Origin of the sequence: Microcoleus sp. PH2017_05_CCC_O_A, from assembly GCF_020738785.1 — a bacterium.
Taxonomy (GTDB): domain Bacteria; phylum Cyanobacteriota; class Cyanobacteriia; order Cyanobacteriales; family Microcoleaceae; genus Microcoleus.
The window spans coordinates 1-14,714 of record NZ_JAEQCB010000126.1 but is presented as its reverse complement, the minus strand read 5'-3'; the positions used below and the strand labels follow the sequence as shown (position 1 = coordinate 14,714).

The following is a 14,714-nucleotide window of genomic DNA, read 5'->3' as shown; positions in this document are numbered from 1 at the left end:
CCCAAAATCCCTTTCTTGCCGTAAAAGAGCTGATGGATGGGTGAAAAAATCAACAATTCTACTCCTTGGGACACAGGGAGTCTGCCGGAAAAGATAAGTGATTATCTTGCTAGTTAGGACCACCTTCGGGTGAGTGAAACCTACGGAGGGAGGATAAGACCAGCTTAGAGATGGCTCGCGTCGAGGCTCTCCCGTTGAAAGAGGAAGCCCGCACTCTATTTGTTTACAAAATGAGTGTCGGGTATGTCACGCCTTTAAGGCTTTGCGGGTATGGTACCAAGCTGCCATGCCCATCACTGGAACTAAAAAGCCCAAACTCAGCAGCACGATCCGCAAGCCGAGGTCATCCGATCCCACGGCTTTGCTGACAGCATCCGTCAGCGGGCCGGTCAGTGCTAAAGGCAAGCTGAGAGCAATATTAATCGCATTGTTCTCCAAGCCAAAGACTTTTCCCCGCATGGATTCGGGAGTTTTTTCTTGAATCAAAGCTTGCATCGGGCCGTTAATTAAGGAAGCGCCAAAACCGAACAGAGCACTCAATCCGAATCCCAGCCAAAGCTGTCTGACAAAGGCAAACATTCCCAACACAAAACCCATCATTACGAAACCAATTAATGGCAAAGGTTTGTTGTGCATTCGATCGCCCCAGTGGCCCAAAAACGCCGCGCCGAAGACCATTCCGATGCCCGCAGCAGCCAGCAAAAACCCAAATTGAGTTTCTTTGAGACCTATTTTGCCCGAAAGTGCGATCGCCAGAACTTGCAGCGCCGCAAACACCGAATACAAAATCGTCAACTGCACCATCGCGTTGCTAATCAGGCGATTGTGCTTCAAATACCGCAAACCTTCTTTAAAGTCTTGCCAAGGATGAACATTTTTGCCACTGCTACCGCCGCGATTTTCTTTAATGTGCATCAAGTAGAGCAAACCTGCTGAAATCAGGTACAACCCGCCCAGGAAAAACTCTTGAGAAGCTGGCCCGTAGCTGTGTTTGAGCCAAGTAAATATCGGTTCGCCGATCGTCATTCCGACAATTATCCCGCCCATTGTGGACGAGGCGAACAGAGCATTTGCCGACATCAGTCCCTCTCGCCCCACAGCCAGCGGGATTGCCGCCGCCTCTGCGGGAGCAAAAAATTGCGTTACGGTAGACACTAAAAACGTGAGTACCAACAACACCACAAAAGTTTTGGGCAAAAACGGCAAAGATCCAATCAACACGGCTCGGATCGCGTTGCAGCCGATCAGCATTTGCTTTTTGGAAAAGCGGTCTACCACGATACCGGCCGCCGAACCAAAGACGATCGCCGGCAGCGTGTAGGCGATCATCACCGCTGACAGCATCGAATTTTCCGAATGCTGCCAAGAAACGGGCCAGGGTCGGTAGTCGCCTGTTTTCAGCAGAATAATCAGCAATACGTAAAAGATTTTATCCGCCACTTGGGCCAACAACTGGCCAGTCCACAAGGTGAGGAAGGGGCGATTTCTCAGTAGGGCATCAAGCCCGCTGCGGTCAGGGGGAGGGCTAGCTGGGTGCATAGGAATAGTTTAACTGACCGCTTCTGGCAATTATAGTTTTCAGCAATACGTGCAAATCTGACTTGTGCAAAGCGGAAACCGGCGAAAAATCCTGTCTCCTGTGTTCTTTTTCTGTTTTAGCAGATCGGCGACTCTGGGCTTGGGTCTTTTTCACTTTACCGCGATCGGCTCCACACGGCCACCACCGCCGGAAAATCAGGGAATGTTGTTAAATGTTGACCTGCATTATTTCATCGGGAGTACAACATAAGGTAATATATTTGACAAAATAGTTGCTGTTGGCAGTGATCTTAAAAGATGTCACGCCGATTAAGTAATATAACGAAAGCAGTAATGTTAGGAGTGAGAAACTTGAAAAAGGTTGAAGCTATTATTCGCCCGTTTAAACTTGACGAAGTGAAAATCGCACTCGTCAATGCTGGGATTGTGGGGATGACTGTTTCTGAAGTTAGAGGTTTTGGCCGTCAGAAGGGCATGACAGAACGCTATCGCGGTTCTGAGTACACTGTTGAGTTCTTGCAAAAGCTCAAGGTCGAGATTGTTGTCGAAAACGATCAGGTTGACATGGTGGTTGATAAAATTATCGCTGCTTCCCGCACGGGCGAGATTGGCGACGGCAAGATTTTCATCTCCACCGTAGAACAAATTATCCGCATTCGGACGGGAGAAAAGAACCTGGAGGCAATCTAGAATACTGGGGAATTGGGAATGGGGAATTGGGAATGGGGCATTGGGCATTGGGCATTGGGCATTGGGCATTGGGCATTGGTAATCAATCACAAATAACCAATAACTAATAACCCATAACAACTGACTTCTTCCTTCTTCCTTTTTCCCTCCGAAATTACTTGACTAATGACTTCATTTGTGGTAATAAAGCCTGGAATGCTTGGCCTCGATGGGAGTGCGATCGCTTAATTTCCGGTGTCATTTCCGCAAAACTCTGTTGCTGTGCGGGTACGTAGAAAATCGGATCGTACCCGAAACCTCCCGTACCGCGAGGAGAGTGCAGGATTTCGCCGCGACAAATTCCTTCTACTTGCAGGGCAATTGTACCGTCGGGACGGGCGATCGCGATCGCACACACAAATTGTGCACCCCGGTTCTGTTCGGTTCCCAATTCTTTGAGAAGCCGAGATATCCTGTCAGCATCGGTTTTTCCGTAGCGCGCCGAGTAAATCCCAGGTTGACCGTCGAGTGCATCTACCATTAAACCAGAATCATCGGCGATCGACCATTCACCGATCGCTTTGGCAATTTCCGAAGCTTTCAAACAAGCATTAGCGATAAAAGTCTCGCCAGTTTCTTCTATTTCCAACTCTGCCGGCTTCAGTTGCAACTCCCATCCCAAATCCTGAAGATAAACCTGCATTTCCTTAACTTTGCCAGGATTGCCCGTAGCGACAACTAGCAATTTATTATTTGTCATTATTTCTGTTAAAAATTACGGATCTATCTTAACAAAAGATTGGTGAAACGGCTGCAACAAAATTCCCAAAATCTTATCAACGTCTTGAATATAATATTCGATCTGATCGATATAAACAGTAGTTTCCTCCAAAATCAAGAATTTCCAGTTAGTACCCGTTGTCACCGCGCCGTAAATGCGATCGATCTCAGTGTCTTGATTTTGATTAAAAGATTGAGCCGCCACCATTGCTGCAACACATTGACCCAACCCGCCCATAATATCTTCTTTTTTTGCCTCAAAAATTGTTACAACCGGAGCGCTGATGAATAATTGTTCTGGAGAACCGCTCATGATATAATCGCAAAACCCTTGCAAACCTCTTTCTGGATCGACTATAAAATCTTTACCTGAGAAAAGAGAAACTCGTTTGTTTAACATTCGCCTAACTTCTGCCAAAATCGGAGCAATTAAAAATTCCGATCGAGCTTTTTGAGTTGATATGAAAGTTGCGAGTGGCACATAATCGATGAGAATTGTTGTTAATATTTCTGATGGTGTAACAGGTTCTGTGTCTGCAAATAAATTGCGCGTTTCATCTAAAGTTAATCCAAAATCTTTTTTGACTCTCGCAAGGCTGAAATCGCTGTATGCCATTTGCTTTTATACCAATTATTAAAAACTCTTACAACATTCTTCCGTAGGGTGTGGATCTCTTAAAAATCTCTGCATAAAAATCAACTGTTCGAGTGGCGACGCACCTTACACAATTGTTGAATAAACAAGCACGAACAATTATTGTGTATCAAGCTTTGTCAGGTGCGCTGCTTTAAGATTGTTTGTCTAATTTAGAGATTTTTAATGGCGGCACATCCTGCAATACTTTTGATTTATGAATAAGAAAGATTTTTTTGAACCACAGAGGCCGCAGAGAACACAGAGAAAGAGAGGTTTCATATTAATTCATCCGCGTTTATCTGCGTTTATCTGCGGTGGCAAACTCTTCTCAATTCTGTGCCCAACTCTTCGCCCAATTCAAGTTTTGCATCACCTCTTTCAAGGTCGCAGCTTCCGAATACAACCGCAACACTGGTTCAGTACCGCTAAACCGAATTAACAGCCAACTTCCGTCAGCCAAACGGAATTTATATCCGTCAACTTTGTTGCAATCTACAACTGCTTTCCCCGCTATTTCTGTGAGAGGTTGATTTTGCAGCAGCGACAGCAAACGCGCTCTTTCTGCCATGCTTGCTAGATGCAAGTCAATGCGATCGTAAGCTGAAGTAAAATTAGTTTCTGTTTGCAGTCGGCGATAGATGTCGCTCAAATCTTCCCCGGATTTGACAACGGCTTCTAGCAAGTACAGCGCCGATAGCAACGCGTCTCTTTCGGGTATGTGGGTACCGTAGCCGATTCCGCCGGATTCTTCGCCGCCGACTAGGACTTGGGTGGTTAACATTCGATCGGCAATATACTTGTAACCGATCGGCGTTTCAAACAATGGTAAGCCGTAAAGTTCGGCAATTTTGGGCATGATGTCGGAACCGCTGACGGTTTTGATGACTTCTCCGGTGAAGCCGCGCCGTTTGGCTAAGTGTTCGATTAATATAGGAACTAGGATTTGCGAACTGAGGAAGTTTCCGCTAGAGTCAACCGCAGCAATTCGATCGCTATCTCCGTCAAATACAAATCCGATCGACAAACCAGATGCTTTTCGCTGGTGAGTCCGCATGACGCGGAACAACTGCGACAGGTAGCGCGGCAAAGGTTCCGGTGCACCGCCACCAAACAGCGGATCGCGATCGCTGTTGACTTCCTGCACTGTTTCTTCTAATATTTGAGCTAATCCGCCCGCCGCTGCGCCGTGCATTACATCTACAAATACTGTGATTTTCCCGGATGCGATCGCCCCCTTAATCGCTTCAATATCCACCATTTCCCGCAAGGTTTTGCAGTAAGCCGGCCAAGGATTGAAACTTTCCAATTTTCCGGGAGTTGCTGAAAGTGCCGCCGGATTTTCGAGTTTTGCTTCTATCTGTTGCGTAACTTCGGGCGAAACTGAACCGCCAAATCCGCCCTTGACTTTTAATCCTAAATATGCACCGGGATTGTGGCTGGCTGTCAGGACGATCGCACCTAAAGCATTTAATTGTTTGGCAGCTAAACTAAAAGCCGGAGTTGGGGCGTAGGATTCGCTGAGGAGCACGTCAAATCCGGCGTTTTGGACTGCCTTAGCTGCTGCGAGGGCAAAATCTTCAGCCAGAAATCGGCGATCGTAACCGACAATTACAGTGCCGCTACTGGCATTATTGCCGCCGGTTTGTGCGAGAACTTGTGCTGCTAGGGGAGCTACCAACGCTACGCGATCGAAGGTAAAATCGTCAGCAATGATGCCGCGCCAGCCATCTGTACCGAATTTAATAGGATTCATCGTTTAGTCACAAGCCATAAGTCACTCGTCTATTTTATGAGCTTATTTGGCGATCGTCAGTCTATTTTAGATTTTAGATTTTAGATTTTAGATTTTCTTGCAGCCTTGAATCTGGCAGCTTGAACAAGACTCTAAAATTTGGGGAGCTCCTTTTAACGAGTGTACCTGGCACGGTACCGGTTTTGGGGCTGCTTAAAAGTCATCATTAGTCAGCAGTAAGCAGTCATCAACCGACAACTGACAACCGACAACCGACAGTTGACAACTGACAACTGTCAACCGACAACTGTCAACTGTCAACTGTCAACCGACAACTGACAACTGTCAACCGACAACTGTCAACTGTCAACTGTCAACTGTCAACTGTCAACTGTCAACTGTCAACTGACTAAAAGAATGCCGGTTGGTGGCGGATCAAATTCAGGAATTCTTCGCGAGTTTTTTGTTCCTCCTGAAACACGCCCAACATCGCACTCGTCACTGTCCAAGCACCGGGTTTTTGCACGCCCCGCATCGTCATGCACATATGGCTGGCTTCCATTACTACAGCCACTCCCTGTGGTTCCAATATTGTCTGAACTGCTTCGGCAATTTGGCGCGTCAAACGTTCTTGTACCTGCAATCGTCGGCTGTACATTTCGACAATTCTCGCTAGTTTGCTCAGTCCCACTACTTTTTGGTTGGGAATGTAAGCGACGTGAACTCGACCCATAAATGGCAGCATATGGTGTTCGCACATACTGAAGGCGCTGATATCTCGCACCAGTACCATTTCGTTGTGACCTTCGTCAAAGATAGCGCCGTTGAGGAGTTCTTCGAGGGATTGACTGTAACCGCTGGTGAGAAACCGCATTGCTTCTGCTACCCGCTTCGGGGTTTTGAGCAATCCTTCGCGTTCGGGATCTTCTCCTATTCCCAGCAGCATCGTCCGAACGGCTTCCATCATTTCTTCCTGACCTATTTCTGAGGTTACCGGAACGTTGGATTCTTGACCGTGGGAGGAATTGCGATCGGGTCGAGTGGCGATGCGGGGCAAGTTGTTATCGGCGGTTGCGGGCTGTTTCATGGTGTCAGTTGAGATTGAGTTTGAGCCGTTCGTACCGTTATTCGATGCAATTGTCATAAAAAGTTGGTGTGAGGATGAATCTATTTTCGATTTTCGATTTTCGATTCGGCATATACCTATCGATTTTCGATTTTCGATTGAGGGATAGAACGAGAGATTTAAAGATTGTTGAATTCGATAAAAATCCAGCTTTCTACAATCTCAAGTTCACAAAACTCCGGCGTTGGACATGAGCGTGATTTCTTCAATGACTGCACTTGTCGGTAACTGAACTGCGTGCAGGATTGATTGGGCGACGATTTCTGGAGTTAACATCGCGCTGCGATCGAAATCGGCTTGGACGCTCTCTGTGTCCCACATGGGAGTGTTGACAGAACCCGGACAGATGGCTGTGACGCGAATTCCGCCAGCCCGTTCTTCTGCGGCTAATGTCTTGGATAAAGCCATGAGACCGAATTTGCTGACGCAGTAGGCTCCCCAGTTGGGGAAGGTTTGGGTGCCTGCGATCGAGGAAACGTTGATGATGATTCCCGATCGCCGATCGCGCATTCCCGGCAAAATTCCTAAAATACACTGCCAAACGCTAGTAAGATTCAGGTCTAGAACGTTCTGCCAGTCGGCTAGGGGCGTTTCGGTCAATGAGCCGGTGTAGCCCATGCCAGCGCTGTTGACCAGGATATCTACGGGGCCGAATTGAGCTGCGATCTCGCTGATGCCGCTTTGCACTTGCTCAATTTTTGCCAAGTCTAAGGGATAAGCTTCTGCTTTCACTCCGAATTCTCGGGCTGCTGTGGCAACGGCTTCTAGGTTTTCTGACTCTCGGCTAACTAAGGCCAGATTTATGCCAACGGCAGCGAACCCTAGAGCAGTTGCTTTGCCAATACCGCTGCTGGCTCCGGTAATCAGAGCCTGCTTTGTTGTTCGATCGTTCATTAAATTTCCTGATACTTTCGCTCGGCAACTCTCTCAAGCGTTACAGCCTTCTTCGGCAAATTAGAAAGCTGTTTGCCACGGGTGAACACAGTTAATTATGAAATTAACATTAAGAACTGTTAAGCCGATGTCATCTGAAAAATTATAACACTGCTGACAGATTCGCAGAATGGTGAGTTGTGAGTTATGAGTTTGAAGTTAAGAGATTTTTAACTCATAACTAATAACTATGAATTCGTCGGCTCAAGCAACCTTTTCAGTGAACACACCGATGTCGCGGAATTTTTGATACCGGAGATCGCGTCGCTGCTGGCCGGTGAGCTGTGTCAGTTCTGCTAAGTTTTCCAACAAAGCTCCTTTGAGCATAGCCGCAGCTTTCAGGGGATTGGAGTGCGCGCCACCAACGGGTTCGGGTACTATCTGATCGAGAACGCCGAGGTTTTTCAAATCCCAGGAAGTAATTTTGAGGGCTTCGGCGGCTAAGTTGGCTTTACCGGAGTCTTTCCAGAGGATGGCCGCACAAGCTTCGGGGGTGGCTACGGTATACACGGAATGTTCTAACATTAACAGCCGCTCGCCGACGCCGATACCTAATGCGCCGCCGGAACCGCCTTCGCCGATGACAGTGCAAATAATTGGAACGTCGAGGCGAAACATTTCTCGGAGGTTGCAGGCGATCGCCTCTCCCTGTCCGAGCTGTTCGGCTTCTAAGCCAGCCCAAGCCCCCGGAGTATCGATAAAGGTGAAAATTGGCATACCGAAGCGATCGGCGTGTTCCATCAACCGCAGGGCTTTGCGGTAGCCGCCGGGAGCTGCCATCCCGAAGTTGCGGGCGATATTGTCTTTGGTGTCGCGTCCTTTTTGATGGCCGATGATGACTGTAGGGCGCCCGTCTATGCGGGCAATTCCGCCGACGAGGGCGGGGTCGTCTCCCCCGCGCCGATCGCCGTGGAGCTCGATCCACTCGTCGCTAATTGCCTGAATGTAGTCGAGGGTGCTGGGGCGGCGCGGGTGACGGGCGAGTTGCAGCCGCTGCATAGGGGACAAGCTGCTGAAAATTTCTTGTCGCAGTTGGGCGGAACGAGCTTCGAGTTTGCGAATTTCGTCGGTGACATCGACGCTGTTTTCTGCGGCGAGTTCGCGAATCTGGTGAATTCGGGTTTCGAGTTCGGCCAGAGGCTTTTCAAAATCTAGGAGTAATGGTTTGCGGTCGGGGTTTGCCACGCTGATAATTTCTATAGGGTTTTTAAGGTGAAAGTCGATCGACTGTTTCCCGATCCTACCTTGTCAGTTGACACTGAAAAAGAGGGTTCTTGGGAAGTTTTGAATTTTGAATTATGTTTTTCTTCGTAGCCAGAGTTGAAAACCTGAGGCTTGAGCCTCGTTTTTTGTTACACTATTTTTGCTTAATCCCAGAGTTTTACCAGAAAGAATTGGTTTAAAGCCGAAACCCTTGTAGGGAGAAATTAAAATCAGACTATTCATTAATCCAATCCTCTTGCTTCCAGGTAGCTGTTAACTGTCAACTGTCAACTGTCAACTGTCAACTGAACCACCCCCCCTATGCCTGCCCACAGCCACAAAAGACCTAACCCTGCTGAATTGTTCCAAAGCGCAAAAAGCGATACAAGTGCGATCGAACTCAGTCCGTCGGAAGCTTTGACAGCTATTTCAGTCTTAGCTGTTGCCGCCGACGGTGAAATATCCGAAGCCGAAAGACAAACCCTTGCCGCCAATCACATTCGCTTGTTCGGCTCTTATTCTGGCGAACACTTCCAAGAACTATTTAAGAAAGTTCTGAAATTGAGCAGTCTGTACACTCCGGCCGAAGTATTTGCCGCAGCTAAAAACGCATTGAATGCTCAGCTTCGAGAAACAGCTTTTGCAATTGCCACAGATTTGGTCTTGGTAGATGGAGTTTTCACAACCGAGGAAAAAGATTTCTTAGTTGAACTTTCCCAAGCTCTCGACATCTCCGAGACAATGGGCAAAAAAATCATCGAAGTCATGACCATCAAAAACTGCGGGGACAATTTGATCTCAGCTCAATCTCTTGAATAAGTTGAGCGATAGACCACTATATCATGTCTGGTTAAATAACCGTTAGCTGTATATTTTTGACCGATCCGCACTCTTTGTCCTGACTGCCAAAAACTTTTCTTCGAGTCGTGCGATCGAACACAATCTCAACTCTTAACTCCCTCAAAAAAAAAGTTACTGGTTATTATCAGAAAAAATTTCCTCAATAACCAATAACCCTTAATCAATCACATCAAAATGACATCAAAGGTCGGAAACCGTGCTTGACGGAAATTTCTCCGATTTGCTCCATCTTTTCTACAGTAATTTGATTCCGTCCCCAAGAAAAATTGGTGTACAACTTTTCAAATTCCAGCAGCATGGATTCGGCAAAACAGGCAAATAACTGCCGGCCCGGCACATCCATATTCACAATCTTCATAATCTTCCACTCAATATCGAGGGAATGCTCCACAATCCCGCCATTGAGTACGTAAATTTCGGGATGCTGAACCTGAGTTGCCAGATTTTTCGGATAACCACCGTCAATCAACAAACAGGGTTGCTTCAATGTCTTGGGGTCAATTTCTACTCCCTTTGGCATACTGGCTACCCAGACTACAATATCCGCTTGGGGGAGAGCTTCTTCCAAATCCATGATTTTGCCTCGTCCCAATTCCGATTGCAAATCTTGCAATCGTTCTTTGTCGCGGGCAATGAGCAACAATTCTGCTACATTAGTTTTAACATTCAGCCAGCGGCAGACAGCACTGCCAATATCTCCAGTAGCACCACAAACCGCCACAGTAGCTTTTGAAAGTTCAATCCCCAATTTGGGGGCTGCTTCTTCTACTTGGCGGCAGAGGATGTAAGCCGTGTGGGTGTTACCAGTGGTGAAGCGTTCAAACTCCAACTTTAGATTGCGGATTTGCTTAATTTGCTGCAAGTTGAAGGTTTCAAAAATGATCGAAGAAAAGCCGCCTAAAGCAGTGATATTAATCCCGTTTTTTTGAGCGTGTGCCATCGCGTTAATGATTTTGCGAGTGGCTGCTTTGATCCGGCGAGTGGCTAGCATTTCTGGTAGAAAACACGACTCCACATAGCGGCCTTCTATTTTTTGCCCGGTAATGCTAGTGACAGTGATATGATCGACTATCTGGGGCGGTGCGCTGCACCAAAAATCGAGCCCTTGATCGGCATATTCTGGATAGCCCAGCTCGTTAGCTACTGATTGGGCGTGTTCTAAGCTGGTTAAGTGACCGATTAGACCAAACATTAAGTTGTCAAATGAAGGAAGAAGAAAGATGTCAGTTGACAGTTGACAGTTGACAGTTGTTAGTTGTCAGTTATCAGTTATCAGTTGTCAGAAGTCAGAAGGGAAAATTAATTTTTTTTAATTTAGTTCCCGTTCTTTATTTCCAACTTGATTGGGGTACAAGACCTTGTAATGCAGAAGGAAGAAGGGAAAATTAAAAGGTTTTAATTTTTAATTTTTATCCCATTCCTTATTTCCAAATTGATTAGGCTGCGAGGCCTTGTGCTGACATCCGCATGATGTCGCGGTTGTTAAACCCTATGTTACCCAGGGCTTCGCCGTAGGCAATCATGAAGTCTTCAATTAAAGCATCTTTTTCCATTCCCAAAACGCTAGCATCGTCTGCGACAGCGTTTAGCAGCCTCCAGATGATGGGCAGGTTTTGGCGGTTGGCGGCTTCGAGTTCAGCTTTGGATTCTTCAAAGTGAGCTTGCAGCCAGACTTCCCCAAAGTTGAGGTGGCTGTATTCTTCTTTGACGACGCCTTCGGTGATTTTGCGTGCAAAGTCATCGGCGACGGGAATGTAGATGTTGTAGGCTGCGATCGCAAAACACTCGATAATGAGTGATTGAATCAGCAAGCAAGTTACAACCTTACCTTCGGCGGATGCCGTTTGGAAGTTGCTGTGCAAATCCGAAAAGAACTCCTTGGCAAATACCATGTCAGGCGTGACTTTGAGATTCTTGCCACAAGCTTGGAAGCCTTTCATGTGGCGGTTCTCCATCTTGGACAAGCCAATTAACTCACTTTTTTTGTCAGCCAACATTTCTGCCAGTTGCAGGTAATTGTCATGAGCTTCTTGTTCGCCTTCAATCACAATGGCGTTGATGCGGCTGTAAGCATCTTTGTAAGTTTCGGTTTGAAAGTCAATTGTTGGGCTGGCCTCAAGCTGGGGCATAGATATGTCGTCTCCTTATATAACCTTGTAGGATGTTTGGAAACCCCTTTGAATTTTGGGGTCACGTGCACTACACTTTACCTATTTTTGACTAAAAATTTACGGTTGTGTGGGAATCTGGAAGGCGATCGGGTTTGAGAGCCTCACAAGCTTATTATTTTAGGTTAATTCACAAGTTTATGGGTAAATCGTGGGACAGGTCTCAATCACTGGAACTGCTGAGTTTTATTTTGTTGCTGGTGGGGGCGGCGCTGGTGCTGCTGCCGCTGGCTGCTGTTTTTTGGGTTTCTTTATCACCATCTGGTGTCGGTGTCAAGGCCACAGGTCTGACTTTTGGGAACTATCAGGAGGCTTGGCGCCGGGGTAATTTTTTGTTGGCATTTCTTAATTCTACTCTAGTGGCGATCGCAGTTACTGCTTTTCAGGTAGTGACTTCTGCTTTAGCGGGTTATGCTTTGGCCAGGCTGAAGTTTCGCGGGCGACAGGCCCTAGTTTTGGTGGTTTTGGCGACGCTAGTGATTCCGTTTCAGCTTTTGGTGATTCCAATATTCATGGTTTTGAAGTGGGGCCATTTGCTGAATACTTACGGGGCGCTGATTTTGCCGACGGCGGTTAACGGTTTCGGAATTTTTCTGCTGCGCCAGTATTTTCTGACAATTCCGGTGGAGTTGGAGGAGGCGGCAATGCTGGATGGGGCTAACCGCTGGCAGGTGTTGTGGCAGGTGATGCTGCCTTTGGCGCGCCCTGCTTTGGTGACACTGTTTTTGTTTACCTTTATCGGCGAGTGGAACGATTTGTTTAAGCCGCTGGTGTTTACAACGCGACCAGAGTTGCGGACTGTGCAGTTGGTTTTAACCCAGTTTCAGGAACAGTTTACTAGCAGTTGGCAGTTGTTGATGGCGGCGGTGGTAATTGGGACTGTGCCGGTGGTGTTGCTGTTTTTGGCGGGCCAGCGGCAGTTTATTCGCGGGATTGCGGCAACGGGAATTAAGAATTGAGTTGGTGGGCCGAAGAAGACCGGGCGGTTGAAACCGCGTCTATACAAACAAAACCCACCTCCGTGGGTTGAAGAGTGAGCAATTAAAATTACGTTATTTTCTTTACACCCTCGCTCGGACTTCCTTTGTGTATGCGCGGTTTTAACCGCGGCCCGATCTATAATTATCCAATAAATGAAATCTATGCAGAATTTGCAAAAGCTGGGTTGGTTTTTATTTATTGCATCTTTTTTGCCCTGGCTGGCAATCTTGTTTATTGTACCATTCCTACCACTGAGCATCGCCGAAAAAACGCAAATAGATGTTGTTTTAGCTGTGCTAGCCGAAGTGTGTTTTTGGCTGAGCGTGGTAATTTTGGGAAAAGAAGTAGTTACGAAATATCGGCGTTATTTGAATCCCCGCTATCTTTGGAACAAAATCAGAAATTTTCACCGCAGATAAACAGGGATTGACGCAGACTTGGTTCGTAGTGAGGACTTTAGTCCGCATTTGGAGAGGACTAAAGTCCTCACTACGAACCCAGGTCAAGGTTGAGCTATTCGCTGATAATTTGCAAGCGAATAGAGCGCTCTCCGTCTCCAAAATCCACTTCAATCTTTTCTCCGGAAAGACTGTCCAAGCATCCCAAAAGTAAGCGCAAATTTGGTGTGCTTGCTCCTGTATCCACGTACAATCTATCTGCCAAACTTCCTAAACGCTTCCAAACAGTGTAGAGTTTGACTACAGTTTGTTCTAGCAAGGCGGCTTGTTTGACAACATCGGCGGTAGTTCCCAAACAGCCGACTCGCAAAGATTCTTCCAAAGCCATTTCCATGTCTAGGTGAGACTGGTTCAGAGCTTGGACTTGGGCGGCCGCATCGAGATATTTCGATAAATTCTTGGCGTCAGAAGTTAGCTGTTTGACTGTATCTACATCTGGATTTTCTGCTACTTCTTTTTGAATTTCGCTTTGGTGAGATGGGGAGAGTTTCTCCATTTCCTTGACTAAAGGAGCCAGATAGCGGGAAGGAAGAGAACCGCTAGATGCTTTTTCTTTGACTTCTTCTGGCAATAAATCGGAGTTCATTGCCATCCATTCGTCGGATAGTTGTTTGACTTCGCGGCGGGTAATACGATCGCCCTTTCCGGCAGCATCTGTTACCATTTGCTGTACTTCTGGAGATGCTTTGGCAGTTTCGACAAAGGCTCTTTTGCTGAAGTTTCTAATGGATTCTGGGTCTAAATCTCCTTGTTCGATGAGAGTATCGGCACTTTTAGCTAATTCGATTAAAGAATAGGCTTGACTTTTGCTGATTTCTCTTTCTTTTAGCCAATTCAAGAAGCCGGTACCGCGTCCGTCGCCGCCTTTTTTTTCTCTATCTCTGACTGTGCGGAGAATTTGTCCGCGCCAGATGTCGGTTTGTAAGTCGAAACGATCGCACACTTTCCAGGCATTGTCAACCTGATTGTCAAAATCGAAGTCTGGTATTTGTTCGTCTTCGGGATCTGGTAATTGGAAATTGATATCTGTCAAGCCTCTGAGGGCTTCGGCGAGTTCTGTGGGAGATTGGGGGACTTCAGCCATTAGGAGAAATTTGTGTAGAGCGACAGCCGGTTTAATTGGGAATTTGCACGAATTGAGATTGAAGACGCTATCTGTAGTAGTAAGGCGGCAAGGCTGACACTACTGATAGAGTTTTTGTGCAAGTTATCTCATTATTGCATGGCGGGGGGCGATCGGCGAAAAGATACTCAAAAAGACTCCGGGTACGGCCCTGATGGGACTTGATGCGAGTGCTGGCTGTGGGGGGATTGAGTTAAAGTGAATTAGGAAACTAAAGGAACTAATAAAATGCTGGAAACTACCAAACGTTAGGAGCGCTTTATCCCTTTGTTAAGCTAGAATTGAGAAAATAAGGTAAAGGAAAAGTGCCATGTCAGAACAAGACATCGCTAAGATAATTACGATCGAACCGGGAAAGCGTGGTGGTAAGCCCTGTATTCGGGGCATGAGAATTACGGTTTATGACGTGTTGGAATATCTTGCATCTGGGATGAGTTATGAAGAAATCCTAGATGATTTTCCCTATCTCACGCAACAGGATATTTTGGCTTGTTTGAGTTTTGC

16 protein-coding genes are annotated in these 14,714 nt (G+C 46.8%); 5 read left to right on the top strand and 11 right to left on the bottom strand.

All coding sequences use genetic code 11. The annotated features are described in order from the left end of the window. Positions 1 to 246 precede the first annotated feature (246 nt). Together JGK20_RS24990 and JGK20_RS24985 are read right to left on the bottom strand one after the other, a co-directional pair. Positions 247 to 1,539, bottom strand: a complete 1,293-nt coding sequence (locus JGK20_RS24990; RefSeq protein WP_293182150.1) for an MFS transporter — start codon at positions 1,537 to 1,539, stop codon at positions 247 to 249. After that, positions 1,526 to 1,693, bottom strand: a complete 168-nt coding sequence (locus tag JGK20_RS24985) for a hypothetical protein (protein ID WP_293219663.1) — start codon at positions 1,691 to 1,693, stop codon at positions 1,526 to 1,528. The genes JGK20_RS24990 and JGK20_RS24985 overlap by 14 nt, the downstream gene beginning before the upstream one ends. Before the next feature lie 197 nt (positions 1,694 to 1,890). Here JGK20_RS24985 and JGK20_RS24980 point away from each other — a divergent pair, with 197 nt between their 5' ends. Further along, positions 1,891 to 2,229 carry a P-II family nitrogen regulator gene (locus tag JGK20_RS24980; RefSeq protein WP_293182221.1) on the top strand — a complete coding sequence of 113 codons (339 nt, stop codon included), beginning with the start codon at positions 1,891 to 1,893 and terminating at the stop codon, positions 2,227 to 2,229. 154 nt (positions 2,230 to 2,383) lie between these two features. On the opposite strand, the gene rdgB is transcribed toward JGK20_RS24980, so the two are convergent. The 6 genes from rdgB to accA form a co-directional block, all read right to left on the bottom strand. Further along, entirely contained in the window at positions 2,384 to 2,968 is a 585-nt protein-coding gene (gene rdgB / locus JGK20_RS24975; protein ID WP_293193156.1) for an RdgB/HAM1 family non-canonical purine NTP pyrophosphatase, read from the bottom strand. Positions 2,969 to 2,983: 15 nt separating this feature from the next. Continuing rightward, the gene (locus JGK20_RS24970; RefSeq protein WP_293182144.1) at positions 2,984 to 3,604 is read right to left on the bottom strand and encodes a hypothetical protein; all 621 of its coding nucleotides are present in this window, start codon (positions 3,602 to 3,604) and stop codon (positions 2,984 to 2,986) included. A gap of 349 nt (positions 3,605 to 3,953) precedes the next feature. After that, positions 3,954 to 5,378, bottom strand: coding sequence for a phosphoglucomutase/phosphomannomutase family protein (locus tag JGK20_RS24965; RefSeq protein ID WP_293182143.1), 1,425 nt, complete (start codon positions 5,376 to 5,378; stop codon positions 3,954 to 3,956). A gap of 388 nt (positions 5,379 to 5,766) precedes the next feature. Further along, positions 5,767 to 6,501 carry a GTP cyclohydrolase I FolE gene (gene folE / locus JGK20_RS24960; RefSeq protein ID WP_293182141.1) on the bottom strand — a complete coding sequence of 245 codons (735 nt, stop codon included), beginning with the start codon at positions 6,499 to 6,501 and terminating at the stop codon, positions 5,767 to 5,769. A gap of 150 nt (positions 6,502 to 6,651) precedes the next feature. After that, positions 6,652 to 7,377 carry an SDR family oxidoreductase gene (locus JGK20_RS24955; protein ID WP_293182139.1) on the bottom strand — a complete coding sequence of 242 codons (726 nt, stop codon included), beginning with the start codon at positions 7,375 to 7,377 and terminating at the stop codon, positions 6,652 to 6,654. A gap of 243 nt (positions 7,378 to 7,620) precedes the next feature. Further along, positions 7,621 to 8,601 (bottom strand): acetyl-CoA carboxylase carboxyl transferase subunit alpha, encoded by a 981-nt coding sequence (gene accA, locus JGK20_RS24950; protein WP_293182137.1) that lies wholly within the window; start codon positions 8,599 to 8,601, stop codon positions 7,621 to 7,623. Positions 8,602 to 8,940: 339 nt separating this feature from the next. Here accA and JGK20_RS24945 point away from each other — a divergent pair, with 339 nt between their 5' ends. Next, complete coding sequence (locus tag JGK20_RS24945; protein WP_293182135.1) at positions 8,941 to 9,438, top strand: tellurite resistance TerB family protein; 498 nt, start codon at positions 8,941 to 8,943, stop codon at positions 9,436 to 9,438. A gap of 211 nt (positions 9,439 to 9,649) precedes the next feature. Here the strand turns inward: JGK20_RS24945 and JGK20_RS24940 are convergent, their stop codons facing one another. Beyond that, on the bottom strand, positions 9,650 to 10,672 hold the full coding sequence (locus tag JGK20_RS24940) for a long-chain acyl-[acyl-carrier-protein] reductase (protein WP_293132515.1): 1,023 nt from the start codon (positions 10,670 to 10,672) through the stop codon (positions 9,650 to 9,652). Between the two features lie 244 nt (positions 10,673 to 10,916). Further along, positions 10,917 to 11,609: an aldehyde oxygenase (deformylating) gene (locus JGK20_RS24935; protein WP_293182134.1), complete on the bottom strand. Its 693-nt coding sequence runs from the start codon at positions 11,607 to 11,609 to the stop codon at positions 10,917 to 10,919. A 179-nt stretch (positions 11,610 to 11,788) separates the two neighbouring features. Between JGK20_RS24935 and JGK20_RS24930 the strand changes: the two genes are divergently transcribed. Together JGK20_RS24930 and JGK20_RS24925 are read left to right on the top strand one after the other, a co-directional pair. Further along, positions 11,789 to 12,607 carry a carbohydrate ABC transporter permease gene (locus tag JGK20_RS24930; RefSeq protein ID WP_293198454.1) on the top strand — a complete coding sequence of 273 codons (819 nt, stop codon included), beginning with the start codon at positions 11,789 to 11,791 and terminating at the stop codon, positions 12,605 to 12,607. Positions 12,608 to 12,790: 183 nt separating this feature from the next. Beyond that, positions 12,791 to 13,048: a transporter suffix domain-containing protein gene (locus JGK20_RS24925; RefSeq protein ID WP_293182132.1), complete on the top strand. Its 258-nt coding sequence runs from the start codon at positions 12,791 to 12,793 to the stop codon at positions 13,046 to 13,048. A gap of 94 nt (positions 13,049 to 13,142) precedes the next feature. Here JGK20_RS24925 and JGK20_RS24920 read toward each other — a convergent pair whose 3' ends face one another. Beyond that, entirely contained in the window at positions 13,143 to 14,171 is a 1,029-nt protein-coding gene (locus tag JGK20_RS24920; protein WP_293142578.1) for a hypothetical protein, read from the bottom strand. Between the two features lie 349 nt (positions 14,172 to 14,520). On the opposite strand from JGK20_RS24920, the gene JGK20_RS24915 reads away from it, so the two are divergent. Continuing rightward, the coding region (locus JGK20_RS24915; protein ID WP_293182130.1) for a DUF433 domain-containing protein at positions 14,521 to 14,714 on the top strand (194 nt) is incomplete at its 3' end.